The 23,263-nt window shown below is 72.3% G+C and carries 21 protein-coding genes; 5 read left to right on the plus strand and 16 right to left on the minus strand.

Translation table 11 applies throughout. The annotated features are described in order from the left end of the window. Positions 1 to 68: 68 nt before the first annotated feature. Both LCD35_RS14845 and LCD35_RS14850 read left to right on the plus strand, forming a co-directional pair. The gene (locus LCD35_RS14845) at positions 69 to 2,165 is read left to right on the plus strand and encodes a prolyl oligopeptidase family serine peptidase (RefSeq protein ID WP_224958181.1); all 2,097 of its coding nucleotides are present in this window, start codon (positions 69 to 71) and stop codon (positions 2,163 to 2,165) included. 408 nt (positions 2,166 to 2,573) lie between these two features. Next, positions 2,574 to 3,215 carry a class I SAM-dependent methyltransferase gene (locus LCD35_RS14850; protein WP_308016917.1) on the plus strand — a complete coding sequence of 214 codons (642 nt, stop codon included), beginning with the start codon at positions 2,574 to 2,576 and terminating at the stop codon, positions 3,213 to 3,215. Between the two features lie 166 nt (positions 3,216 to 3,381). On the opposite strand, the gene LCD35_RS14855 is transcribed toward LCD35_RS14850, so the two are convergent. From LCD35_RS14855 to cmk, 5 genes are all read right to left on the minus strand, one after another. Further along, entirely contained in the window at positions 3,382 to 4,530 is a 1,149-nt protein-coding gene (locus LCD35_RS14855; protein ID WP_225044344.1) for a sensor histidine kinase, read from the minus strand. Then, positions 4,527 to 5,171 carry a response regulator transcription factor gene (locus LCD35_RS14860; protein ID WP_255614961.1) on the minus strand — a complete coding sequence of 215 codons (645 nt, stop codon included), beginning with the start codon at positions 5,169 to 5,171 and terminating at the stop codon, positions 4,527 to 4,529. Before LCD35_RS14860 ends, LCD35_RS14855 begins: the two co-directional genes overlap by 4 nt. Before the next feature lie 144 nt (positions 5,172 to 5,315). Next, positions 5,316 to 6,782 (minus strand): ribosome biogenesis GTPase Der, encoded by a 1,467-nt coding sequence (gene der / locus LCD35_RS14865; protein WP_224958175.1) that lies wholly within the window; start codon positions 6,780 to 6,782, stop codon positions 5,316 to 5,318. Beyond that, entirely contained in the window at positions 6,779 to 7,468 is a 690-nt protein-coding gene (locus LCD35_RS14870) for a 1-acyl-sn-glycerol-3-phosphate acyltransferase (protein ID WP_224958174.1), read from the minus strand. The genes der and LCD35_RS14870 overlap by 4 nt, the downstream gene beginning before the upstream one ends. Next, the gene (gene cmk, locus LCD35_RS14875) at positions 7,465 to 8,187 is read right to left on the minus strand and encodes a (d)CMP kinase (protein WP_224958172.1); all 723 of its coding nucleotides are present in this window, start codon (positions 8,185 to 8,187) and stop codon (positions 7,465 to 7,467) included. Before cmk ends, LCD35_RS14870 begins: the two co-directional genes overlap by 4 nt. A 199-nt stretch (positions 8,188 to 8,386) precedes the next feature. Between cmk and LCD35_RS14880 the strand changes: the two genes are divergently transcribed. Together LCD35_RS14880 and LCD35_RS14885 are read left to right on the plus strand one after the other, a co-directional pair. Beyond that, the gene (locus LCD35_RS14880; protein WP_224958169.1) at positions 8,387 to 8,869 is read left to right on the plus strand and encodes a cation:proton antiporter regulatory subunit; all 483 of its coding nucleotides are present in this window, start codon (positions 8,387 to 8,389) and stop codon (positions 8,867 to 8,869) included. A gap of 135 nt (positions 8,870 to 9,004) precedes the next feature. Then, a complete protein-coding gene (locus LCD35_RS14885; protein WP_224958167.1) occupies positions 9,005 to 10,183 on the plus strand; it encodes a cation:proton antiporter in 1,179 nt (392 codons plus the stop codon). Positions 10,184 to 10,425: 242 nt separating this feature from the next. Here the strand turns inward: LCD35_RS14885 and LCD35_RS14890 are convergent, their stop codons facing one another. From LCD35_RS14890 to xerD, 6 genes are all read right to left on the minus strand, one after another. Beyond that, the gene (locus tag LCD35_RS14890) at positions 10,426 to 11,199 is read right to left on the minus strand and encodes a pseudouridine synthase (RefSeq protein ID WP_224958165.1); all 774 of its coding nucleotides are present in this window, start codon (positions 11,197 to 11,199) and stop codon (positions 10,426 to 10,428) included. Continuing rightward, positions 11,192 to 12,442, minus strand: coding sequence for an SMC-Scp complex subunit ScpB (gene scpB, locus LCD35_RS30745; protein ID WP_374108078.1), 1,251 nt, complete (start codon positions 12,440 to 12,442; stop codon positions 11,192 to 11,194). The genes LCD35_RS14890 and scpB overlap by 8 nt, the downstream gene beginning before the upstream one ends. Next, positions 12,439 to 13,299 carry a ScpA family protein gene (locus tag LCD35_RS14900; protein ID WP_374108079.1) on the minus strand — a complete coding sequence of 287 codons (861 nt, stop codon included), beginning with the start codon at positions 13,297 to 13,299 and terminating at the stop codon, positions 12,439 to 12,441. Before LCD35_RS14900 ends, scpB begins: the two co-directional genes overlap by 4 nt. Before the next feature lie 35 nt (positions 13,300 to 13,334). Next, positions 13,335 to 13,721 carry a hypothetical protein gene (locus LCD35_RS14905; protein WP_224958164.1) on the minus strand — a complete coding sequence of 129 codons (387 nt, stop codon included), beginning with the start codon at positions 13,719 to 13,721 and terminating at the stop codon, positions 13,335 to 13,337. A gap of 34 nt (positions 13,722 to 13,755) precedes the next feature. Then, a complete protein-coding gene (locus LCD35_RS14910) occupies positions 13,756 to 14,697 on the minus strand; it encodes a ParA family protein (protein WP_224958163.1) in 942 nt (313 codons plus the stop codon). Between the two features lie 128 nt (positions 14,698 to 14,825). Continuing rightward, positions 14,826 to 15,776, minus strand: coding sequence for a site-specific tyrosine recombinase XerD (xerD, locus tag LCD35_RS14915; protein ID WP_224958162.1), 951 nt, complete (start codon positions 15,774 to 15,776; stop codon positions 14,826 to 14,828). Between the two features lie 213 nt (positions 15,777 to 15,989). On the opposite strand from xerD, the gene LCD35_RS14920 reads away from it, so the two are divergent. Then, entirely contained in the window at positions 15,990 to 16,538 is a 549-nt protein-coding gene (locus LCD35_RS14920; protein WP_224968399.1) for a DUF1707 domain-containing protein, read from the plus strand. 701 nt (positions 16,539 to 17,239) lie between these two features. Here the strand turns inward: LCD35_RS14920 and LCD35_RS14925 are convergent. The 5 genes from LCD35_RS14925 to steA all read right to left on the minus strand — a co-directional run bounded on the left by LCD35_RS14925 (position 17,240) and on the right by steA (position 23,226). Next, complete coding sequence (locus LCD35_RS14925) at positions 17,240 to 17,920, minus strand: NUDIX hydrolase (protein ID WP_308016915.1); 681 nt, start codon at positions 17,918 to 17,920, stop codon at positions 17,240 to 17,242. Positions 17,921 to 17,941: 21 nt separating this feature from the next. Beyond that, the gene (locus LCD35_RS14930) at positions 17,942 to 19,639 is read right to left on the minus strand and encodes a CTP synthase (RefSeq protein ID WP_373689962.1); all 1,698 of its coding nucleotides are present in this window, start codon (positions 19,637 to 19,639) and stop codon (positions 17,942 to 17,944) included. Between the two features lie 220 nt (positions 19,640 to 19,859). Further along, entirely contained in the window at positions 19,860 to 20,837 is a 978-nt protein-coding gene (locus tag LCD35_RS14935; protein ID WP_225044345.1) for a helix-turn-helix transcriptional regulator, read from the minus strand. A 257-nt stretch (positions 20,838 to 21,094) separates the two neighbouring features. Beyond that, complete coding sequence (locus LCD35_RS14940) at positions 21,095 to 22,045, minus strand: copper transporter (RefSeq protein ID WP_224968783.1); 951 nt, start codon at positions 22,043 to 22,045, stop codon at positions 21,095 to 21,097. Continuing rightward, positions 22,042 to 23,226 (minus strand): putative cytokinetic ring protein SteA, encoded by a 1,185-nt coding sequence (gene steA, locus LCD35_RS14945; RefSeq protein WP_224962220.1) that lies wholly within the window; start codon positions 23,224 to 23,226, stop codon positions 22,042 to 22,044. The genes LCD35_RS14940 and steA overlap by 4 nt, the downstream gene beginning before the upstream one ends. Positions 23,227 to 23,263: the final 37 nt, after the last annotated feature.

The raw sequence follows: 23,263 nt of genomic DNA on the forward strand, positions 1-23,263 counted from the left end.
TGTCAAGGGCCGACACGCCCGCACCACCTGGCTGCCGAGCACGCCCCGAAAGCTGGCAAAGTGCAGGTATGCCCACCGTTCCCTCGTTCCCCCGCCACAGCGCGCGCACCCAGGGCTTCACCCTCGGCGTGCCGCGCACGTTCACCATCACCCCCGATGGCCGGACCGTGCTGTTCCTGCGTTCCGCCAGCGGAACCGACCGCAGCAACGCCCTGTGGCGCTGGGACGTCACGACCGGCGCCGAGACCCAGGTCGCCGACCCGGGCGCGCTGCTGGTCGACGACGAGGTCTCCGACGAGGAGCAGGCCCGGCGGGAGCGGTCCCGGGAACGCGCCACCGGCATCACCGGCTACGCCACCGACGCCACCGGCACCCACCTCGCGTTCACCCTCTCCGGCAAGCTCTTCCACGCCGACCTCGGCACCGGCGCCGTCCAGCAGCTGCCCGCGCGCGAACCCGCCGCCGACCCGCGACCCGACCCGCACGGGCGCTGGATCGCCTACCTCTCCGGCGGCGCGCTGCGGCTGATCGGTACCGACGGCAGCGGGGACCGGGCGCTCGCCGAACCCGGCAACGCCACCACCACCTGGGGCGCCGCCGAATTCATCGCCGCCGAGGAGATGGCCCGCTACCGCGGCTACTGGTGGTCGCCCGAAGGCACCGCCGTGCTCGCCGCCCACGTCGACGAAGAACCCGTTCAGCACTGGTACCTCGCCGACCCCGCCGACCCGGCGAGACCACCGCGCGAACTGCGCTACCCCGCCGCGGGCACCGCGAACGCCGAGGTCGGGCTCGCCGTGCTCGGCGTCGACACCGCACCCGTCGAAGTCCGGTGGGACCGCGGCAGCCACCCCTACCTGGTCACCGCGCACTGGACGCACCACGGTCCGCCGCTGATCGCGGTGCAGAGCCGGGACCAGCGCGAACAGCTGGTGCTCGCCGTCGACCCCGCCACCGGCGGCACCCGCGAAGTGCACCGCGACACCGACGAGCACTGGATCGAGATCAAGCCCGGCTGGCCCGCCTGGCACCCCGGCGGCGACCTGGTGCGCATCGGCGTCGACGGCGACAGCTACCGGCTGTTCGTCGGCGACGCCCCGTGGACCCCCGAGGGCCTGCAGGTGCGTTCCATCGTCGACATCGGCGAGGACGTGCTCATCACCGCCTCCGCCGACGACCCCGCCGAGATCCACCTCTACCGGTGCGACGCCGACGGCGCCGAACGCCTCAGCACCGAACCCGGCGTGCACGGCGCCACCCGCGCCGGCGGCACCCTGCTGCACGCGCACTCCGGACTCGACTCCCAGCACACCCGGTTCCAGGTCACCGACGGCCACCGCGCCCTCGGCGAGATCTCCTCCCACCCGGAGGACCCGTCGATCGTGCCGAACGTGCGGCTGCTGCGGCTCGGCGAACGCCGGTTGCGCACCGCGCTGCTGCTCCCCCGCGACCACACCCCCGACGACGGCCCGCTGCCGGTGCTGCTCGACCCCTACGGCGGCCCGCAGGCGCAGCGCGTCCTCGCCCGGCGCCAGGGCTTCCTCACCTCGCAGTGGTTCGCCGACCAGGGGTACGCGGTGGTCGTCGTCGACGGCCGCGGCATGACCGGCCGCGGCCCGTCCTGGGACCGCGCGATCAGCGGCGACCTCGCCGAGCCACCGCTGCAGGACCAGGTGGACGCGCTGCACGCGCTCGCCGAGCAGCACCCCGAGATCGACCTGGGCCGCGTCGCGATCCGCGGCTGGTCCTTCGGCGGCTACCTCGCCGCGCTCGCGGTGCTCCGCCGCCCCGACGTGTTCCACGCCGCCATCGCCGGCGCACCCGTCACCGACTGGCGGTTGTACGACACCCACTACACCGAGCGGTACCTCGGCGACCCGGCGCGCAACCCGGAGGCCTACGCGGCGAGCTCGCTCGCCGACGACGCCGCCGGCCTGCGCAGGCCCCTGCTGCTGCTGCACGGCACCGTCGACGACAACGTGTTCCCCGCGCACTCGCTGCGGCTGTCCGCGGCGCTGCAGGCAGCGGCCCGACCGCACACCATGCTGTCGCTGCCCGGCGTCAGCCACATGCCGACCGACGAGACCACCTCGGAGAACCTGCTGCTCATCCAGGTCGAATTCCTCCGCGCCGCTCTCGGCGGAGATCGCCGCGCCCAACCCTGACCCCGAACCGGTCGTCCGGAAAGGGCCTTCGCGGGCTGCCCCGCGAAGGCCCTTTTTGCGAACTCAACAATTCTTCCGCGTTGCCGCTTCCGGCTGCCGACGAATTGGTTTCCGTCGCGGATCCGGTTCTCGACCACCGCCGACGAACGGCACCATTTCACGCTTCATCAGAATGAGTGAACATGATCCTCCCCGATTATCGATGACTTCCGCTCCCGTTCCCTCCCCGGTTAGAGTCCCGGCCACGAATCGGGTCGCACTCCATCGCGACCACCGGCACCGCACTCCACCATTCGGCACCGCACGCCCGCCGGCCGTGCGCCGGGCCGAAGCGGAATCCGCGGCGAACTCCGACCCCGAGGGGATCCTCCCGTGCAGAACAACACGCACATCGCTTCCACCGACGAAGTGACGGAGGAGTGGCGGCAGCGGGCCCGCCGGGACGGGCTGGCCCGCGTCATGCGCGCCTCCCAGCCCGCCGAGCACAACGCGGACACGACGGAACGGACCCGGAAAGCGGTGGCGGAGGGCCTGCGGACCGCGGCCCGAGAGCTGAGCCGCCCGCTCGCCACCGCATTGGAGGTCGGCTGCGGCATCGGCCGCCTGACCCCGACGTTGGCCGCGCACGCGGACCACATCACCGCGCTCGACATGACCCCCGGAATGCTGGAGGCGGCACGCGAATCGTGCGCCGATCTGACCAACGTGGATTTCGAGCTGGCCCGGGCCGAGAACCTCCCGTGGAACGGCCGGAAGTTCGACGTCGCCGTTTCCGTGTGGGTTCTCATGCACGTGCTCGACGAAGAGGCGCTGGCCCGGATCTGCCGATCGATCTCGCGATCCTGCCACTACTTCGTGCTCGTGGAATACGCGGAGGCGGCGATCCCGGTCAGCGAATGGTCCCGACTGCGTTCCGCCGACGACTACCTCGCACTGATGCCGGGCGCACAGCTCGTCGAAACCCGGGAGCTGGATCACGGGGGCGACCGTTCCACCGCGGCGCTGATCCGGTTCCCCAGCGCGATCGAATCGCGAGCGCGCAAGAATTGAACGATCCCGGCACGACCAACCGGAACGCGACGAGCCGGACCCGCCCGGGCACATGATCACCGGCGCGTCCGCAGCGCTCCTCCCACGACGACGACCGCCCGCCGGCGGCCCCGCAACGGGCGGAACGACGCGGCACCACGAGCTCCGGACGTCGAACCGGAGCAGCTCACGCCGCCGGCGAGAGCGGAATCTCCGCCCGCAGTTCGAACCCCTCGTCCGAAGGCACCGCGTCCAGCGTGCCGCCCAGCATCCGCACCCGCTCCGACAACCCGGCCAGCCCCGAACCGCCGCACCCCACGTCCGGCGCGTCGCCCACCGCCCCCGCGCGAGCGCCCAGCACCCCCGCGCGAGCCCCCAGCACCGGAGCACCGTTGCGCACCACGACCCGCAGCAGCTCGTCGTCCCCGGTCAGCTCCACCACGACCGCCGCGCCCGGCGCGTGCTTCGAGACGTTCGTCAGCGCCTCCTGCACCACCCGGTACACGGCCCGGCTCGCCCCGGGCGACAACTGCACCGCCTGCGAGCACTCATCGCTGAGCGTCACCCGGATCCCCGACCGCCGGGCCCGCGCCACCAGCTCCGGAATGGCCCGCGCGCTCGTCGAGTCCCGCTGATCGGCCGCCAGGCCCAGCGTCGAACGCATCTCGCCCAACGCCTCCTTCGCCAGCTCCCGCACCCGGGTCGCCGAGGCGCGAACCTCGGCCTGCTCGCTGCTCGCGTGCAGCGCCGCCGCCTCCACCGCGATCAACGTGACGTGGTGCCCGACCGCATCGTGGATCTCGCGGGCGATCCGGGACCGCTCCTCCGCGCGCGCAGCACCCTCCTTCGCGAGCAGCTCCGACTCGGTCGCCGCCCGCAACCGGTCCAGGCTCGCCGTCAACTGCGCCCGCGTCGCCAGCAGCGTGCCCATCGCCGTCGGCACGCCCGCGCAGACCAGCGCCGTCACCGCCGCCATCGTCAGGCTCGCCGCGGACAACAGCCGCCACTGCTGGACCGCCACCGGCAGGAACGCGGACGACGCCGCCAGCAGCGCCCAGCAGAGCAGCCACCACGTGTTCGACCACGCCCGGCCCAACCGGAACAGCGCCACGCACGTCGGCGCCCACGCGAGCCCACCGACCAACCCGGGCAGGCACAGCAGCAACGACAACAGCGGACACCGGTGCCGCAGCACCAGACCGGCGCACGCGACCAGCGCCGCGGGCAGGGCCCACGCCTGGTCGGTCTCCGACAGCAGCACCACCACCACCGGCACCAGCACCGCGAGCACGTCCAGCAGCAGGCGCTCGCGACCGAACCCGGCCGGCCCGCTCAACGCAGCTCGCCCTCACCCGTCCCCGCGACGCGCTGCGCGATCAACGCCGCCTGCACCCGGTTCTCCGCACCCAGCTTGCTCAACACCGTCGAGACGTAGCTCTTCACCGTCGCCTCGGTCAACCCCAGCCGGTCACCGATGTGCGCGTTGGACCGACCGGCGCCGAGCAGCTCCAGCACCTGCCGCTCCCGCGCGGACAGGCTTCGCACCAACCGCACCTCGTGCGTCGAATCGCCCATCGAGCGGAACCGCGGCAGCAACCGCACCACGATCCGCGGATCCAGCACCGCACCACCCGCGGCCAGGTCCTGCACCGCCCGCACCAGCGCGCCCGGTTCCGCGTCCTTGAGCAGGAACCCGTGCGCCCCCAGGCGCAACGCCTCCGACACGTAGTCGTCCAGGTCGAAGGTGGTCAACATCGCACACACCGGAGGACGGGGCAGGCCACGCAGCTCCCGCAACGCCGCCAGCCCGTCCTTGCCCGGCATCTGCACGTCGATCAGCGCCACGTCCGGCTGGTGCGTGCGCACCACCGACAGCAGCTCCTCACCGGTACCGGCCTCGGCGACGACCCGGATCAGGCCGTCGTGCTCCAGCAGGACCCGCAGGCCGCGCCGCAGCATCACCTCGTCATCGGCCAAGACCAAGCGGATCGGCCGCACCGCGGAACCTTCCGCAGCGGAGTCAGCACGCACCCTGGGTCACCTCCCCCTGTACAAAGGGCCGACCGAAGGTTATCGGCAAGGCAATCTTGGTCTGCGTGCAGTACCCGGCCGTTGGTCCGATCAGCCGCGTGCCTTGCGCCCGTCCTTGCGCTCGCGCACCCGCACCGAGATCCGGACGGGACTGCCGGTGAACCCGAACTCCTCGCGGAACCTGCGCTCCACGAACCGGCGGTAACCGGCCTCCAGGAAGCCGGTGGTGAACAGCACCAGTGTCGGCGGGCGCGGGTGCGCCTGCGTCGCGAACAGGATCTTCGGCTGCTTGCCACCGCGCACCGGCGGCGGGCTCGCCGCCACCAGGTCCGACAGCCACGAGTTGAGCCGCCCGGTCGGGATCCGGGTGTCCCAGGACTCCAGCGCCGTGCGCAGCGCCGGCGCCAGCTTCGCCACCGAACGCCCCGTCTCCGCCGAGACGTTCACGCGCTCCGCCCAGCGGGCGCGCACCATCTCGCGGTCCAGCTCCTTGTCCAGCCGATGCCTGCGGTCCTCGTCGACCAGGTCCCACTTGTTGCACACCAGCACCAGCGCCCGGCCTGCCTCGATGACCATGCCGATCACCCGCAGGTCCTGCTCGGTCAGCGGCTCCGAGGCGTCGATCAGCACGACCGCCACCTCCGCCGCCTCGATCGCGGCCTTGGTGCGCAGCGACGCGTAGTACTCGGTGCCGCTGGCGGTGCGGACCCGCTTGCGCAGCCCGGCGGTATCGACGAACCGCCACACCTCGCCGTCCAGCTGCACCAGCGAGTCCACCGGGTCCACCGTGGTGCCCGCGACGTCGTCGACGACCGCGCGCTGCTCACCGGTGAGCCGGTTCAGCAGGCTCGACTTGCCCACGTTCGGCTTGCCCACCAGCGCGACCCGGCGCGGACCACCGCTGGCGCCGAACTGCTCGTGCGGCACCTCCGGGAACACGTCCAGGATCGCGTCCAGCAGGTCACCGGAACCGCGCCCGTGCAACCCGCTGATCGGCCGCGGCTCACCCAGGCCCAGCGACCACAGCGCCGCGGCGTCCGCCGCGGTCCGCTCGTCGTCGACCTTGTTCGCCGCCACCAGCACCGGACGCTTCGAGCGGCGCAGCACCCGCGCCACCGCCTCCTCCGTCGCGGTCGCCCCGACCTGGGCGTCCACCACGAGCAGCACCGCGTCCGCCGTGGACATCGCCATCTCGGCCTGCTGGGCCACTGCGGCTTGCAAGCCCTTCGCGCCCGGCTCCCAGCCACCCGTGTCGACCACGGTGAAGCGCCTGCCGTTCCACAACGCGTCGTAGGCCACCCGGTCCCTGGTCACGCCCGGCTTGTCCTGCACCACCGCCTCGCGGCGCCCCAGCAACCGGTTCACCAGCGTCGACTTGCCCACGTTGGGCCTGCCGACCACCGCCAGCACCGGCTGCGGACCACCTTCGGCGTCCTCCTCGGCGCCTTCGACACCGTCGAACTCGGCCCACTCGGCCTCGTCCGACCACGTCCCGTCCAGGCCGCCGTCGAGCGGCGCACCCACGTCTTCCGGGCCGCCCACCGACTCTTCGGTCACGCTTGTTTCCCTCTCGCATCGTCGCTTTCGGAGGTCCCGGCGATCAGCCCGTCCAATTCGGCGATCAGCCCGACCAGTTCGTCGCGGACCTGCTCGGTCGCAGCCGTCAACCCGGCGCGCCCCTTGGCGACCGGCAACGTCACCGGCTCGCCGAACAGCACATCCACCCTGGGCAGCAGCCTACGGCCCCGTCCCTCCGGACGGCGCGTGCCCCGGCAGGCCACCGGCAGCATCCGCGCCCCGGAGGTCCGCGCCAGCCACGCCGCCCCGTGCTCGGCGTTGGCCACGTCGCCACCGCCGCTGCGGGTCCCCTCCGGGAACACCGCGACGAGCCCGCCCGCGCGCAGCACCCGCACCGCCGCCAGCAGCGGGGTGCGGTCCGGTTCTCCGCGGCGCACCGGGATCTGCCCGATGCGGCGGAGGAACCAGCCCAGCGGGCCCTTGAACATCTCGTGCTTGACCAGGAACACCGCTTCGCGCGGCAGCATTCCGAACAGCAGCGGACCGTCGATCAGCGAGCTGTGGTTCGCCACCAGCACCAGCGGCCCCGTCCGCGGCACCCGGTCCAGGTGGTGGACGTGCGTGCGGTACGGCAACCGCACGAAGGTCCGGCCGATCCATCGCCCGAACCGGTGCATGCGACGCGACGCGCCTTCCGGCAGATCGCCTTCGCCGGGCTCGCTCATCGGATCGTCCCCACTCCGGCGAACAGCCCGCGGGCCTCCGCCAACCCCAGCAGCCGGTCCAGCACCCCGGCCACGTCCAGGTCCGTCGTGTCCAGCTCCACCGCGTCCTCGGCCATCCGCAGCGGCGACACCGCGCGCCCGGAGTCGAACGCGTCCCGCCGCTGCACGTCCGCGTGGGTGCGCTCCAGGTCGGCGAGCCGCCCGGCCGCCACGTCCTGGTCGCTGCGGCGGCGCGCCCGCGTCTGCGCGGACGCGGTGAGGTACACCTTCAGCCCCGCGTCCCGCGCGACCACCGTGCCGATGTCGCGGCCTTCCACGACCACGCCGCCCGGCGAGGCCAGCGCATCGGCGATGATCCGGCGCTGCTCGGCGACCAGCAGCTCGCGCACCCGCGCCACCGCCGACACCGCGGAGACCGCACCGGTGACCTCCGGCCCCCGGATCTCCAGCGCCACGTCCTCCCCGGCCATCGAGACCGCCGGGTCCCGGGGGTCGGAGCCCATCTCGGGCAGCGAGGCCGCCGCGACCTCCGCCACCGCGTCCGCGTTCGCGACCGGGACCCCGGCGCGCAGCACGGCGAGCGTCACCGCCCGGTACATCGCGCCCGTGTCGAGGTACGACGCCGACAGCGCCGCGGCCAGCTTCCGGGCCACCGTGGATTTCCCAGTGCCCGAGGGACCGTCGAGGGCCACCACCCCACGAAGCTCGGCGTGTGCCACGTCGAGTCTCCTCCTTCATCACCGCCGGCCGAGGAAACGCCGGACCAACAGCCCATTGTGCCCGCTGGTCCGAGCGGTTCCCCACTCGCGTCCGGATCCGGCGCGCGCCGCCCCCACCACCCGTTCGCGCTGCCCGTTCCGCCCCGGTTCCGCGCGGGGCACGCACGTGCGCGCGGGTTCCTGTACTAGGATCGAACACGTGGACGTCACAGTGACCCCGCTTCCGGGACTCGGGACCCAGCAGGACTTCGTTACTCGTTCCGGGCACAGGATCGGTGTGATCACGTATCGCGACGGACGCTTCGAGCTGATCGTCTCCGGTCACGACGACCCGGACAAGGTAGCCGCCTCGGCAGGTCTGACCGCCGAGGAGACCAACACCCTCGCCAACTTGCTCGGCGCCCCCCAGCTGGTGGCCCGCCTGAGCGAGCAGCAGCGCGAGGTGGCCGGGATCAACACCTGGCAGCTCCCTGTCGATCAAGGCTCTCCCTACGACGGGCGCACTCTCGGCGAGACCGAGATGCGCACCCGCACCTCGGCGTCGATCGTCGCCGTGGTGCGCGGCGGAACCGTGCACCCGTCACCGCGTCCCGATTTCGAATTCAGTGCCGGCGACCTCGTGGTCGTGGTCGGCACCGCCGACGGCCTGCGGGCCGCAGGCGAGATCCTCGAACGCGGCTAGGCGCTCCGCGCCGAACGCCGCGAGGTGATGGTCGTCCGCACCGCCCGGGAGCACCGCGCTCTCGGGCGGGAACCCCGTGCGCTCTGGGCACGGGACAACTGAACAGGTACTCGGACAGGGCGAGAGGAAACACTGGTGCACGACACGGCGATCTCCCTCATCGAACTGGGAGCGGTGTTCTTCGGTCTCGGAGTTCTCGGCCGCCTCGCCTGGAAGATCGGCATCTCACCGATCCCGCTTTACCTCATCGGCGGAATCGCTTTCGGAACCGGCGGCTTAATACCGCTGCACGGTATCGAGCCGTTCACGCATCTAGCCTCCGAAATAGGCGTGGTGCTGCTCTTGCTCCTACTCGGGCTGGAGTACTCGGCTGGCGAACTCGTCACGGGGCTCCGGCGTTCCTGGCTGGCAGGTCTGGTGGACCTGGTGCTCAACGCGGCCCCCGGCGCGATCGTCGCGCTGCTGCTGGGGTGGGGCCCGATCGGCGCGCTGACGATGGCAGGCGTCACCTACATCTCCTCCTCCGGCATCATCGCGAAGGTCCTCGGTGACCTGGGCAGGCTCGGCAACCGCGAAACACCGGTGGTGCTGTCGATCCTGGTCTTCGAAGACCTGGCGATGGCGCTGTACTTGCCGATCCTCACCGCGGTGCTCGGCGGGGTGAGCCTGCTGGGCGGGTTGACCGCCGTCGGCGTCTCGCTGATCGTCATCTCGGTCGTGCTGGTGGTGGCGCTGAAGTTCGGGCGCTACGTCTCGGCGCTGATCGACAGCCCCGACCCCGAGGTGTTCCTGCTGCGGCTGCTGGGTTCGGCCCTGCTGGTCGCCGGGATCGCCTCGGAGCTGCAGGTTTCGGCGGCGGTGGGATCGTTCCTGCTGGGCATCGCGATCTCCGGTTCCACGGCGCAGAACGCGACGCGGATGCTGGAGCCGCTGCGCGACCTGTTCGCCGCGGTGTTCTTCGTGGTGTTCGGCTTGAACACGGATCCTTCGAAGATCCCGCCGGTGCTGGGCTTCGCGCTGCTGCTGGCGGTGGTCACCGCGATCACGAAGATCGGCACGGGCTGGTTCGCCGCCCATTCCCAGGGAATCGGCAAGATGGGCCGGGCGCGCGCCGGTGCGGCGCTGGTGGCCCGTGGTGAGTTCTCCATCGTCATCGCCGGCCTCGCGGTCGCCTCGGGCGCCGTCTCGGGCGAGCTGGCCGCGCTGGCCACCGCTTACGTGCTGCTGATGGCGATCCTCGGGCCGGTCGCGGCGCGCGTGGTGGAGCCGGTGGCGCGCAGGCTGGTCTCGCGGAAGCAGGCCGCGAAGGCGTGAACCCGCGGCACGACGAGGATCTTCCACCTACCCGCTGAGGTCTTCCCGCGCGGCCGAGCGCCGCCGGACCGGTCCAGGCCGGGGACGCCGGACGACCACCAGGTCGCCGCGCCTCCCCGGCCTGCTTCGTTTCCGGGTCTCCGGCGGATTGATTTCACCCGACACTGAGACGATCGCAGATTCCGAACGCGTCAGGCGAAGAAGAACCCGCCTCGCCGAGCGGGGCGGGTCCTCCGGGAAGATCACATGCCGACGGCCCGGTAGAGCGCGCCGACCTCCTTGCGGTCCAGCTTGCGGATCGCGCCGGGACGCTCGTTGCCCAGCCGGACCTCGTCGATCGCGGTGCGCACCAGCCGCTTCACCGGGTGGCCCACGTGCTCCAGCACCCGGCGGACGACGTGCTTGCGGCCCTCGTGCAGCACGACCTCGACCAGCGCGCGCCCCTCGTTCACGTCGACCAGCCGGAACTTGTCCAGCTTCACCGGACCGTCGTCCAGGGTGACCCCGGCGCGCAACCGCTTGCCCAGGTCCTTCGCGATCGGCCCCGGCACCTCGGCCAGGTAGGTCTTGAGGACCTGGTACGACGGGTGCATCAACCGGTGCGCCAGCTCACCGTCGTTCGTGATCAGCAGCAGGCCTTCGGTGTCCACGTCCAGCCGCCCCACGTGGAACAGCTTGCCGTCCCGCTCCCGCAGGTAGTCGCCGATGCACGGCCGCCCCTGGTCGTCGGACATCGAGCAGAGGATGCCCTTGGGCTTGTTCAGCAGCAGGTGCTGCACGTCCTCGTTCACGACGACCCGGGTGCCGTCCACGTGGATCACCGAGTTCTCCGGGTCCACCCGCCTGCCGAGCTCGGTGACGACCTCGCCGTCCACCTCGATGCGGCCCTCGGTGATCATCCCCTCGGCGGCGCGGCGCGAAGCCACCCCCGCTCGGGACAGCACCTTCTGCAGGCGGATTCCCTCCGGCTGCGCATCCGCGGCGGAGGAAGAAGCCGGGGCACGGTGTTCAGACATCGTCGATCGTATCCACTTCAGGCAGCAGGGGAGCCAGCGGCGGAAGGTCCTTCAGCGACGACAGGCCGAGCCGTTCCAGGAACAGCTCCGTCGTGCAGTACAGGAACCCGCCGGTCTCCGGGTCGGTACCGGCCTCCTCGACAAGGCCGCGCCCCACCAGGGTACGGATGACGCCATCGACGTTGACACCGCGTACCGCCGCCACCCGCGCCCGGGTCACCGGCTGCCGGTAGGAGATGACCGCGAGCGTCTCCAACGCGGCCCTGGTCAGCTTCGCGCGCTGCCCGTCGAGCAGGTAGCGCTCCACGTACGGCGCGTAGGTCTCCCTGGTGTAGAACCGCCATCCCTCGCCGACCCGGCGCAGGTCGATGCCCCGCCCGGCCTCCTCGTAGCCGCTGGCCAGCCGCTGCAGCGCGGTGCGGATGCGGGCGACGGGCTGGTCCAGGGTGTCGGCCAGCAACGCCTCCCCCGCCGGGACGTCGACCACCAGCAGCAGGGCCTCCAGCGCGGAGTCGAGGGCGTCGTCCTCGGTCAGGTCCGGCGGGGTGCGGGACACCGCGACGGCCGCGTCGGACCGGGCCGGGGCGTCGTCCTCGGGTTCGGAGCCCGCGGGGCGCCCGTCCTCGGCCTGGCCGGTTCCGGGCGCTAGCTCGGCCGGGTCTGCCGCCGGGCCGTCGGCTCCGGTGGGCGGGGTGTCGATGGCGTCGGTTCCGGACTGCTCGTCGGCGGACGACTCTCCCGTCGCGGACTCGTCGGCGGTGGTCGGCTCGGCGTCGTCCGGCTCGGCAGTGCCCGTCCCGGCGTCGTCCGGCTCGGCGGCTGCCGGCTCAGCCGTGTCCAATCCGGCGTCGTCCGACTCGGCAGCCCCCGGCTCAGCAGCCCTCGATCCGGCAGCCCTCGGTCCAGCAGTGCCCGGCTCGGCGTCGTCGGTGTCGGCGGCCGGTTCCGCGCCCGGCTCGGCGGCGGAGATCTCGTCCGCAGCGGACTCGGCACCGGCGGGCTCGGCCGCGAGGAGCTCGTCGCCGACGGGTTCACCGTCGATGGGCGAGCCGCCGACGGACGTGCCCGCGTCCGGTTCACCGCTCACCACGCGGGATCCGGTCGACGGCTCGGCACCGGCCCGGCCGTCACCCGGCTCGGCGGGCCGAGCCCGTCCCCCCGGCACGGTCTCCGGCGCCACCGCCGCATCCGCGGCCTGCTCGGCCTCGTCCGCACCGGAAGCTTCGTCGTGCACTGCGCTCACCCGTATTCCTCTTCGTTCGCGCTGCGCCGGTCGGCCTCGGCCGCCAGCCGCGCGTCCTCCAAGCTGCCGCCGACCCAGCGCACCACCAGGTCGCCCAGCGGATCCTCCTGCTCGAACGCCAGCACCTTCTCCCGGAACAGCTCCAGCAGCGCCAGGAAGCGGGCGACGATCTCCACCGTGTGCTCGCAGTCCGCGACCAGCGCCGAGAAGTCCGCCGCGCCCCACTCGGCCAGCCGCACCCGCAGCAGCGCGGCGTGCTCGCGCACCGACACCTGGTGCTGGTGGATGTGGTCCAGCGACACCGACGGCGGCGGCTTCGGCCGGAACACCGCGGCCGCGATCTCCGCGAGCCGCTGCGGTCCGACCCCGATCATCACCTCGGGCAGCAGGTTCTCGTAGCGCGGCTCCACCGCCACCGACCGCGGGTAGCGGCGCAGCGCCCCCGCTTCCAGCTCGCTGAACAGCGCCGCGACCTGCTTGTACGCGCGGTACTGCAGCAACCGCGCGAACAGCAGGTCCCGCGCCTCCAGCAGCGCCAGGTCGTCCTCGTCCTCCACGTCGGCGGCGGGCAGCAACCGGGCCGCCTTCAGATCCAGCAGCGTCGCGGCCACGACCAGGAACTCGGTCGTCTCGTCGAGGTTCCAGTGCTCGCCCAACGCCTTGGTGTAGGCGATGAACTCGTCGGTGACCTTGTGCAGCGCCACCTCGGTGACGTCCAGCTGGTGCTGCGAGATCAACTGCAGCAAGAGGTCGAACGGGCCCTCGAAGTTGTCCAGCCGCACCGTGAACCGCCCGGTCGAGGTGGTTTCCTCGGCGGCGGCCACGCCCGGAGCCTCGGCGTCGGCCTCGTCCTGCACCTCAACAGCATCGACCCCGCCGGGAACGGAGTCGGTCACTCGCCGGGCTCCCGCCGCAATTCGCGCACCAGCACCGAATCCGCACCCCGCGCCTCAAGATCAGCGAGCAGCATCGCCACCCCTTCACGCACGACCCTGCCGCGATCCACCGCGATGCCGTGCTCAGCGCGCAGCGCGAGCCGGGCCTGTTCCAACGCCAGCAACTCCTCATCGGAGACGTACACGGTGATTTTCGCATCGTGCTTGCGGCGCCCCGACCCCGACCTGCCCCGCGATCCGCCGGAGCCCGGCTCGGCCGCACGCGCACCGGCGCCGGGGGCGGGCTCGACCCGGGGCTCGGCAGGTGGTTCCGGCGGTTCGGAGGCGCGCGCCGTGGTCCGGAACAGCTCGGACGCACCGGGCAGCTCGGCACGACGCCTCACGCGCCCTCCCCGACAGCGGATCGCACGGGAACCGTCACCGCGCGATCACCTCGCGCGCCAGCGAGCGGTAGGCCTGCGCGCCTGCGGAACGCGGCGCCCAGCGGGTGATCGGCTCCCCGGCGACCGTCGTCTCCGGGAAGCGCACCGTCCGGTTGATCACGCTGTCGAAGACGACGTCGCCGAACGCCTCCACCACGCGCGCCATCACCTCGCGGGAGTGCAACGTCCGCGGGTCGAACATGGTCGCCAGGATGCCGCTGATCTCCAGCTTCGGGTTCAGCCGCTCCTGCACCTTCTCGATCGTGTCGATCAGCAGGGCCACCCCGCGCAGGCTGAAGAACTCGCACTCCAACGGGATGATCACGCCGTCCGCGGCGGCGAGCGCGTTCACCGTCAGCAGGCCCAACGACGGCTGGCAGTCCACCAGGATGAAGTCGTACTCCTTCATCGCCGGGAACAGCACGCGCTGCAGGGTCTGCTCGCGGCCCACCTCCGCGACCAGCTGCACCTCGGCGGCCGACAGGTCGATGTTGCTCGGCAGCAGGTCCATGCCCTCGACGGTCGTGGACATCACCACGTCCCGGATGTCGACGGACCGCTCCATGATCACGTTGTAGATCGTCTGGTCCAGCTGGTGCGGCTGCACCCCCAGGCCGACCGAGAGCGCACCCTGCGGATCGAAGTCCACCAGCAGCACCCGGCGCCCGTACTCGGCGAGCGCGGCACCCAGGTTGATCGTCGACGTCGTCTTGCCGACGCCGCCCTTCTGGTTGCACATGGCCAGTACCGAGGCCGGGCCGTGCCGGTCCAGCAGCGGCGGTTCCGGGACATGCCTGCGCGGGCGGCCGGTCGGGCCGATGTTCGCGTCCGGCGACAACTCGGCCTCACCGCCCGAAGCCGAGGGCTTGTGCGGGGCGATGCTCAGGTCGACCGCGCCCCGGGACCGCCCTTCGGCGGAGGGCTGCGGTGTCGACATGGCGCTAGGACTCCTTGTCTGCCGGCGACGATCATACCGATCGAGCGCAGCCTAAGTGGCATTCGCGACCAGCGGCAACGCGCCTCGCCGAGCACCGGCGAAATGCGTCCCACCCCACTCCATCGGGTTCACGGGTCCCGCCGCAACGCCCTCGGATGGGCGGTCGCGTACACCTCGCGCAACGTGTTCACCGTGACCAGCGTGTACACCTGCGTGGTCGTCACCGAGGCGTGCCCGAGCAATTCCTGCACCACTCGCACGTCCGCTCCGCCTTCCAGCAGATGGGTGGCGAACGAATGCCGCAGCACGTGCGGCGACACCGCGCTGCTGATCCCCGCCCGGTCGGCGGCGGACTTCAACGCGTTCCACGCGCTCTGCCGGGACAACCTGCCGCCGTGCGAATTCAGGAAGACCGCCGCGTCGCCCTTGCCGCGGGCGGCCAGCACCGGCCGCGCCCGCACCAGGTAGGCATCCAGCGCCTCCAACGCGGGACGCCCGATCGGGACCAGCCGTTGCCGGCCGCCCTTGCCGTTGAGCAGCACCGTGCGCTCCGCCGAGTTCACGTCGTCGACGTCCAGCCCCACCGCCTCCGAGATCCGAGCTCCCGAGGAGTACAGCAGTTCCAGCAGCGCCCGGTCCCGCAGTCCGCGCACGTCCCGGCTGTTCGCCCCGTCCAGCAACCGCAGCACGTCGGCCACCGGCAACGCCTTCGGCAACCGGCGGGCCGGGCTCGGCGGCGACACCTCGCGCGCGACGTCCGCGTCCACCCACCCCTCGGCGTGGGCGAACCGGTGCAGGCCGCGCACCGCGACCAGCGCCCGCGCCGCCGAGGAGGGCGCGAGCGGCGGGTGCTCGTCCGTGCCCTCGCGCAATTCCGCGGCGAACTCCGCCAGGTGCAACGCGGTCACCTCGCGCAACACGCGCACTCCCGAACCGGCCAAGTGCCCGCCGTAGCGGCGCAGATCTCGCGAATACGAATCCAAGGTGCTGCGGGCGCTGCCCCGCTCCACCGCCAAGTGGTCCAGGAAACCGGAGCAGGCGGTGCGCAATCCCTCGGGAAGGTCCTCGAAGGCTTTCACGGGCCGAACTCCTCTGCGCGAAACGAACAGGTCGCAGCGTAAGCCGCCGCACCGCCGGAACTCCGGCCACCCGCCATGGTGCCGAAGGACTCCCGACCGCGAGCAGTGCGTATCCCGCAACGAGAGAACGGAGCAAGCGCGATTAGCCCGAAAGCATGCCGAGCCTCTCCGAATCGCCATTCCGAGCGGCCCGGTTCGACTAGCCTGATCACCGTGACTTCCCCGTACGATCCCGGCCGGATGCGCATCGGCGACCACGAGCGGGCGCAGGCCATCGAAGCGCTCGGCGAGCACTACTCCCTGAGCAGGCTGAGCCTCGGCGAGTACGAGGAACGCGTCGACCAGGCGACCCGCGCGGTCACCGGCGACGACCTGGTGGCCCTGTTCACCGACCTGCCCGCGCCCCGCCCCGCCGGAGGCGCGGCCCCCTACCCGGCGGCACCTCCCCAACCCGGGCCGAGCTGGGGCCAGGGCGCCCCGATGCCGTACGGCATGCCGCGGAACCCGTACGAGGACGTCGCGCTGTCCGACAAGTCCAAGCTCGGGGCGGGGTTGTTGCAGATCCTGCTGCCGTTCGGGGTCGGGCGGTTCTACACCGGGCACACCGGGATCGCGGTCGCGCAGCTGCTGCTGTTCACCCTCGGCGGATTGATCTTCTGCGGGTTGGGCACCATCGCTTCCATCATCTGGTGCGTGATCGACGGGATCGTCATCCTCAGCACGGAGAGCACCGACTCGAACGGGCGCGTGCTGCGGTCCTGAGCCGGTCGTGCTCGGGCGGTGCGGCTGGTGCCGCGCGGGAGCGTTCGGACCGGCATCCGATCGGCGGCGAACCGCACGGGTCGATCCGCCGGCGTAGAGCTCCGGTCCGCGTCTGAACGCCCGGATGGAGCCGATGTCCGGAGAAAGCCGGGTGATCGGATCGGGAGGCGGGGTCGGCCGTATCGGGGTCCGGCCGCCGGATCGGGCCGTGCCGGCGGACTGGGCGGGATCACCGGGCCGAGCCGGACAACCGGGCCGAGCCGGACCACCGGGCCGAGCCGGACCACCAGATCGAGCCGGACCACCGGATCGGGCCGGCCGCCGGGCGGGGGTGGGTGTCCGGGCGAGCGGACCTCGACATGGATCGGGCGATTGAATCGAGGCTGGGCGTCGGGATGGCGTCGCTCGCCGGGTGCGGCTGCCGCACGGACAGCTGCAAGATCAACTCGAAGCGACAGGTGACATGTCGTCCCTGCTGCCGAGTCCCCCCGGTCCCGGTCGTCGGAGTTTCCCGCGGTCCCGGGCCTGCGAGTGGAATCGAGTTCAGCGCGGCGCCGGGCCCGCCGCTCCGGTGGCGGAGCGTCCACGCGCACCCGCCCCGGTCACCTCCGCCGGAACCGACCGCGCACAGCCGAACGCCCCACTCGATCGACCGATCGAGTGGGGCGCTGCACATCAGCTCTGCGCGGGACGGCTTCCCATCAGCCGGGCAACCGCTCGGCCAACCGGTGCGGGCGGTCGAGCCACTCCGCCGACGCGGATCGCGGCTCGGCACGACCGGACCGGACCGCGGCCGCCGCCAGCAGTCCGGACACCGCGGGAGCGTTCACGATCTCCCCGGCGAACACCATCCGCAGCGCCTCGTCGAAGGGGACGCAGCGCACCACCAGGTCCGCTTCCTCGTCACCGGCGGCAGGCGGCCTGCCCACCTCGGTCAGGGAGCGGGCCAGGAACACCCGCTCGCTCTGGTCGGTGAAGCCCGGGGACGAAGCGATGTCCACCAGCACCGACCAGTCCTCGGCGGCGAGTCCGACCTCTTCGGCGAGTTCCCGCGGCGCGGGGCGCAGCGGGTCCTCCCCCGCGACGTCGAGCAACCCGGCGGGCAGCTCCCAGAGCCGCCGCCCCACCGGGTACCGGTACTGGTGGATCAGCACGACCCGGTCGTCCGCGTCGAGCGCGACGATCGACACCGCACCGAGGTGCTCGACGACCTCGCGCCGCGCCTGGCCACCGCCCGGCATCGCGACCTCGTCGGCCCGCAACGCGAGGATCTTGCCCACGTACACGTCCTGGGACGCGACGGTGGCGAACTCGTGCGTGCCGTCGGTCCGCTGGACGTCGCCACCACCACTACCCGTGCCGTTCGTATTCGCTGCGCTCACGGCGTCACCCTACGGGCCGGATCAGACCCCGGCTTCCACGTTGTCCGACAGCTCGACCGGAAGCCGCTCCGCCGCGCGGTAGTCGACGGCGGCCCGGACGAAGGCGGCGAACAGCGGGTGCGGGCGGGTCGGCCTGCTCTTGAGCTCCGGGTGCGCCTGCGTGCCGACGAAGAACGGGTGCTGCTCGCGCGGCAGCTCCACGAACTCCACCAGGCGGTCGTCGGGCGAGGTGCCCGAGAACACCAGGCCGGCTTTGGTCAGCCGGTCGCGGTAGGCGTTGTTCACCTCGTAGCGGTGCCGGTGCCGCTCGGCGATCTCGGTCTCGCCGTACGCCTCGGCGACCACGGACCCCTCCAGCAGCTTCGCCGGGTAGGAACCGAGCCGCATCGTGCCGCCCATGTCCCGGTCCCCGGAGAGCACGTCCCGCTGATCGGCCATCGTGCTGATCACCGGGTGCTGGCAGGGCTCCTCGAACTCGGCGGAGTTCGCCCGCTTCAGGTCGGCCAGCGAGCGGGCCGCCTCGATCACCATGCACTGCAGGCCGAGGCACAGGCCGAGGGTGGGGATGCCGTGCGTGCGGGCGTAGCGGATCGCCCCCAGCTTCCCCTCGATCCCGCGCACGCCGAAGCCGCCGGGGATCAGCACGCCGTCCATGCCGGCCAGGGCGTGGGCCGCCCCCGCATCGGTGTCGCACTCGTCGGAGGGCACCCAGGCGATCTCGACCTTCGCGCGGTGCGCGAACCCGCCCGCGCGCAGCGCCTCGGTGACCGACAGGTACGCGTCCGGCAGGTCGACGTACTTGCCGACCAGCGCGATCCGCACCCGCTCGGTCGGCTTGTGCACGCGGTCGAGCAGGTCGCCCCACACCGTCCAGTCGACGTCCCGGAACGGCAGTCCGAGCCGCCGCACCAGGTACGCGTCCAGGCCCTCGCCGTGCAGCACCCGCGGGATGTCGTAGATCGACGGGGCGTCCGGGCAGGCGACGACGCCGTCGGAGTCCACGTCGCACATCAGCGCGATCTTGCGCTTGAGGTCCTCGGGGAGCTCGCGGTCGGCCCGGCAGACCAGCGCGTCGGGCTGGATGCCGATGTTGCGCAGCGCGGCCACCGAGTGCTGGGTCGGCTTCGTCTTGAGCTCGCCCGACGGCGCCAGGTACGGCACCAGCGACACGTGCAGGAAGAAGCAGTTGTCCCGGCCCACGTCGTGCCGCATCTGGCGGCACGCCTCCAGGAACGGGAGCGATTCGATGTCGCCGACCGTGCCACCGACCTCGGTGATCACGACGTCGGGCGTGCGCCCGTCCTCGTCCGGTTCGGCCATCGCGCGGATGCGGGCGATGATCTGGTCGGTGATGTGCGGAATGACCTGCACGGTGTCACCCAGGTACTCACCCCGGCGTTCCTTCGCGATGACCGCCGAGTAGACCTGCCCCGTGGTGACGTTCGCGTTCTTGGTGAGGTCCCGGTCCAGGAACCTCTCGTAGTGCCCGATGTCGAGGTCGGTTTCGGCCCCGTCCTCGGTGACGAACACCTCGCCGTGCTGGAACGGGTTCATCGTTCCGGGGTCGACGTTGAGGTAAGGATCGAGCTTCTGCATCGTCACCCGCAGTCCGCGGGAGGTCAGGAGTTCGCCGAGGCTCGACGCGGTCAGGCCTTTGCCGAGTGAGGAGGCGACACCTCCTGTGACGAACACGTGCTTGATCGTGCGTGTTTGCGGCACCAAGAAGGCTCCCCGTGGTCAAGCCGTCGCCGGGCTGAATGAATCTGCGCTGGCAGGACGGCTGAATCCGTCGCTCCCACGGGATTTCAGCCTAACGCACGATGAACCGCGGGTACACGGCGACCCGCATGGCCTCCACCACGGCGCAGAGCTCCAGGTCAACCGCCGTCGGGGGCACGGTCCGGACGACCGCCCCAATCACCGCACGCGCCCCGCGCGGTCACCCGGACATCGCGGGGCTCCCTTCCGCGCGGAGCCAGCGGACCGATTCCTCGGGTGGCAGCGCGGCCGCCGCCAAGCGCCGCAGCAGCTCGTGGTGCGCCCCCGCCGAAGCCGGGTCGTCGGCGAGCTCGGTGGCCCCGGCGGCGGAGGTCACCACCACCTCGGGCAGGTCGAGTTCGAAGGACAGCACCGAGAAGGGCGCCCCCGTCGCCAGCGCGCCGGCGCTGAACGGCAGCACCCGGACCGCCACCGTCGGCAGTTCCGCGAGCCCGCGCAGCGCGTCCAGCTGCCGCGCCAGCACCTCCGGGCCGCCCACCTCGCGGCGCAGGGCCGACTCGGCGAGGACCAGGTCCAGCGCCAGCGCGCCACGTTCGACCCGGCGCCGCCTGCGCCGCAGCACCTCCAGCGACCGCTCGGCCGCGTCCGACGAGCGTTCCGGAGCACGGGCGTCGTCGGCCGCTGCGGCGTACTCGTCCGTCCGCACCAGCTCGGGGAGCTCTTCGACGGCGAACGCCCGCACCACGACCGCCTCCGCCTCGAACCCGACGTGCCGGCGGACGTCCGGGGGCAGGACGTCCCGGTACGCCTCCCACCAACCGCGGCCTCGCGCGGAGTGCGCCAGCTCGACCAGCCGGTCCCGCCGGTCGGAGCCCGCGTGGCAGATGTCGGCGAGCGCGATGACCGCCTCCACCCCGACCTGCTGGCGGGCACCTTCGATCTTGCTCACCTTCGCCTGCGGCCAGCCCAGCCGCTGGGCCACGTCGGCGTGGGTCAGCCGCGCCGCGTGCCGCAGCTCCCGGAGCTCGCCCGCGAGCAGGTGCCGCCGGACCATGGGGCTCGGTTCGGTGCGCGGCTGCCGGTCGTCGAGCTGCCGGTCGTCGAGCTGGCGGCCGTCCTGCTGCCGGTCGTCCTGTTCCGGGCCGCCGGGCGCTCGCCCTGTCGAGCCGGGGTCCGCGGCGCTTCGCATCTCGTCCATGGATCCGATTCTGGCCGCGATCTTCGGCGCGGCACAGGAATGTCACTCCATCGAATTATCGCGGATCGAATAATTCTCGAACATCATCGATGGCATGGCTCTCCGAACCCGGCTCGGCACCGACCCGACCCGCCGCGTCCACCCCCGTCCCGAGGCGCGGCGCGGGTGCCCCCCCGTGCCGAGCCGCCCAGCCGGGCGGCGCCCCCGCGTCCGCGCCGCCCGGCGTGGCCATACCGCCGGGCCGGGCACCGCGCCGGTCAGTCGCGCACGCCGGGGACCGCTCCCTGCGCGCTGCTGGCCGTGCCGTAGTGCCCGGCCCGGTGGTCGAGCTGCTCGCGGAGCGCCAGCACCGCGGCCACCCGCCCCTGGGGGCTGTCCGCGTTGTCCACCGTGGACAACGCGGAGGACACCGCCCGGTCGGCGCGGGCGACGCCGACCGCCCCGTCGCCGTCGGCGGAACCGCGCGCACCCGCGAGCACCGCGCCGCCCCCGGAGCGGTCCAGCTGCGAGGCGAAGCGGGCCAGGAAGGCAGCCCGGTCGGCCGCACCGGGCTCTGCCCCGGAGCCCGCCTGATCGCCGCCGGTCATCACCAGCGCGAGCGGCGCGGCGCGCACCTCGCCCACCACCGTGGCGAAACCGCCCTCGGACAGGCCGGTCAGCGCCGCCGCGCGCTCCTCCGGCGAGACCTGCGGCGCACCGGCTCCTTGGTCGAGCAGGGTCAGCGGCCCCAGCAGCCCGCCGGTCAGCGTTCCGACGTCGGTGGCGGTGGGCAGCTGCACCCCCGCGGGGAGCAGCCGGGTGACCAGCTTCCGCGCCTGGTCGGCCCGATCCGGTTCGGCGATCGCCCGGTCCAGCTGCACCTCACCGGTCACCTCCGCGCCCGATTCCTCGATCAGCCGGCGCATTCCGGCGCGGTCCTGCTCGGAGACGTCCCAGGTGCTGAAGAGGACGACACCGCGATCGGCCAGGCTGCCGCGCACCGTCATCGGGGCCGTGGCCGCGCTGAACCGGTTGGCGCCGTCCAGCTCGTCCCGGAGCGCGGTGCGCTCCGCACCGAGCTCGTCGACCTGGTTGCTCAGCGAGTCGCGCTCCTCGCCGACATGCGAGAGCAACCGCTCGCTGAGCGAGGTCGAGCCGAGCACGATGCCGACCCCCAGGGCCAGCAGCACCGCGGCCAGGGAGATCACGTGTTGGCGCATCGAGATCATGCGAACCACTCCTGCAGCTGCCCGAACGCGGACCGGCCGAAGTCGGCGAGCACCGCGAGGAAGGACGTTCCGAACCCGGACACCGCCAACGCCACGCCGAGCACCAGCAGCGCGGCCACCAGCAGCAGGACCACCGCCCAGTTCGACCCGGCGTTGCGCTGCAGCGCGGTCACCGCGGCACCGTCGACGAGCCTGCTCCCCAGCCGCAGCCGGGTCAGGAACGTGGACGGGTTGGAGCCGGACCGGCCGCGGTCCAGGAACTCGTGCAAGGTCGCCTGGAAGCCCACGGTCACCACGAGGCGGGCGTTGTGAGCATCGGCGATCAGCAGCGCAAGGTCCTCCGGGTTCCCGGAGGCGGGGAAGGTCAGCGCACCGATGCCGAGGTCCTGGATGCGCGCGATCCCCGGTGCGTGCCCGTCCAGGTGCGCGGGCACCACGACCTCGGTGGCCCGCTTCAGCGTGTCCTTCTCGATGCCGTTCGGATCACCGACGATCACGTCCGGGCGGTACCCGGCCCGCAGCAGCGTGTCCGCACCTGCGTCCACCCCGATCAGGACCGGCCGGTAGTGCTTGATGTAGCGCTTGAGGCGCTTCAGGTCGTCGGCGTGCCCGTAACCGGGCACCAGGACCAGGACGTGGCGGTCCTCGATGGGCACGGTCACCGCGGGCACCCCGACGCCGTCGAGGATGAGCATCCGCTCGGTGCGCAGGAACTCGATGGTGTTCGCCGAGAACGCTTCGAGCTGCGAGGTCATCCCCGTCTTGGCCTCGATCAGCTGGTCCGCGATCGAATCGGCGTCCTGCTCCACACCGGACGCGATCTCGCGGCCGCCCGAGTAGATCGTGCCCTCGTGCAACCGCACCTTGGAACCGTCCTTGACCGCGCGCATCGCCTCCCGGCCGGCGCGGTCGATCAGGGTGACGCCGGCCGCGGACAGCACCTCGGGGCCCAGGTTGGGAAACCGCCCCGAGATCGACGGCGCGGCGTTGACCACCGCGATGACCCCTGCCGCCACCAGGACGTCCGCCGTCCGGCGGTCGAGGTCGACCTGGTCCAGCAGGACGATGTCACCGGGACCGAGCCGCGAGGGCAGCTCGCCGGTGCGGCGCGGGACCCGCGCCGTACCGGTCACTCCCGGCAGCTCCTCCTCCTGACGTGTGAGCAGACCACTGAGCTTCATACACCGATGGTGACAAATGGATCACCGCCCGGGAGGT

Origin of the sequence: Saccharopolyspora sp. 6V (assembly GCF_020176785.1) — a bacterium.
Taxonomy (GTDB): Bacteria; Actinomycetota; Actinomycetes; order Mycobacteriales; family Pseudonocardiaceae; genus Saccharopolyspora_C; species Saccharopolyspora_C gregorii.

Coding starts and splice junctions, on each gene's coding strand:
- LCD35_RS14910 (WP_224958163.1), bottom strand. CDS start 14,697: ATGTCGACACCGCAGCCCTCCGCCGAAGGGCGGTCCCGGGGCGCGGTC.
- LCD35_RS14935 (WP_225044345.1), bottom strand. CDS start 20,837: ATGGACGAGATGCGAAGCGCCGCGGACCCCGGCTCGACAGGGCGAGCG.
- steA (WP_224962220.1), bottom strand. CDS start 23,226: ATGAAGCTCAGTGGTCTGCTCACACGTCAGGAGGAGGAGCTGCCGGGA.
- LCD35_RS14845 (WP_224958181.1), top strand. CDS start 69: ATGCCCACCGTTCCCTCGTTCCCCCGCCACAGCGCGCGCACCCAGGGC.
- LCD35_RS14940 (WP_224968783.1), bottom strand. CDS start 22,045: ATGATCTCGATGCGCCAACACGTGATCTCCCTGGCCGCGGTGCTGCTG.
- LCD35_RS14870 (WP_224958174.1), bottom strand. CDS start 7,468: ATGAGCGAGCCCGGCGAAGGCGATCTGCCGGAAGGCGCGTCGCGTCGC.
- LCD35_RS14890 (WP_224958165.1), bottom strand. CDS start 11,199: ATGTCTGAACACCGTGCCCCGGCTTCTTCCTCCGCCGCGGATGCGCAG.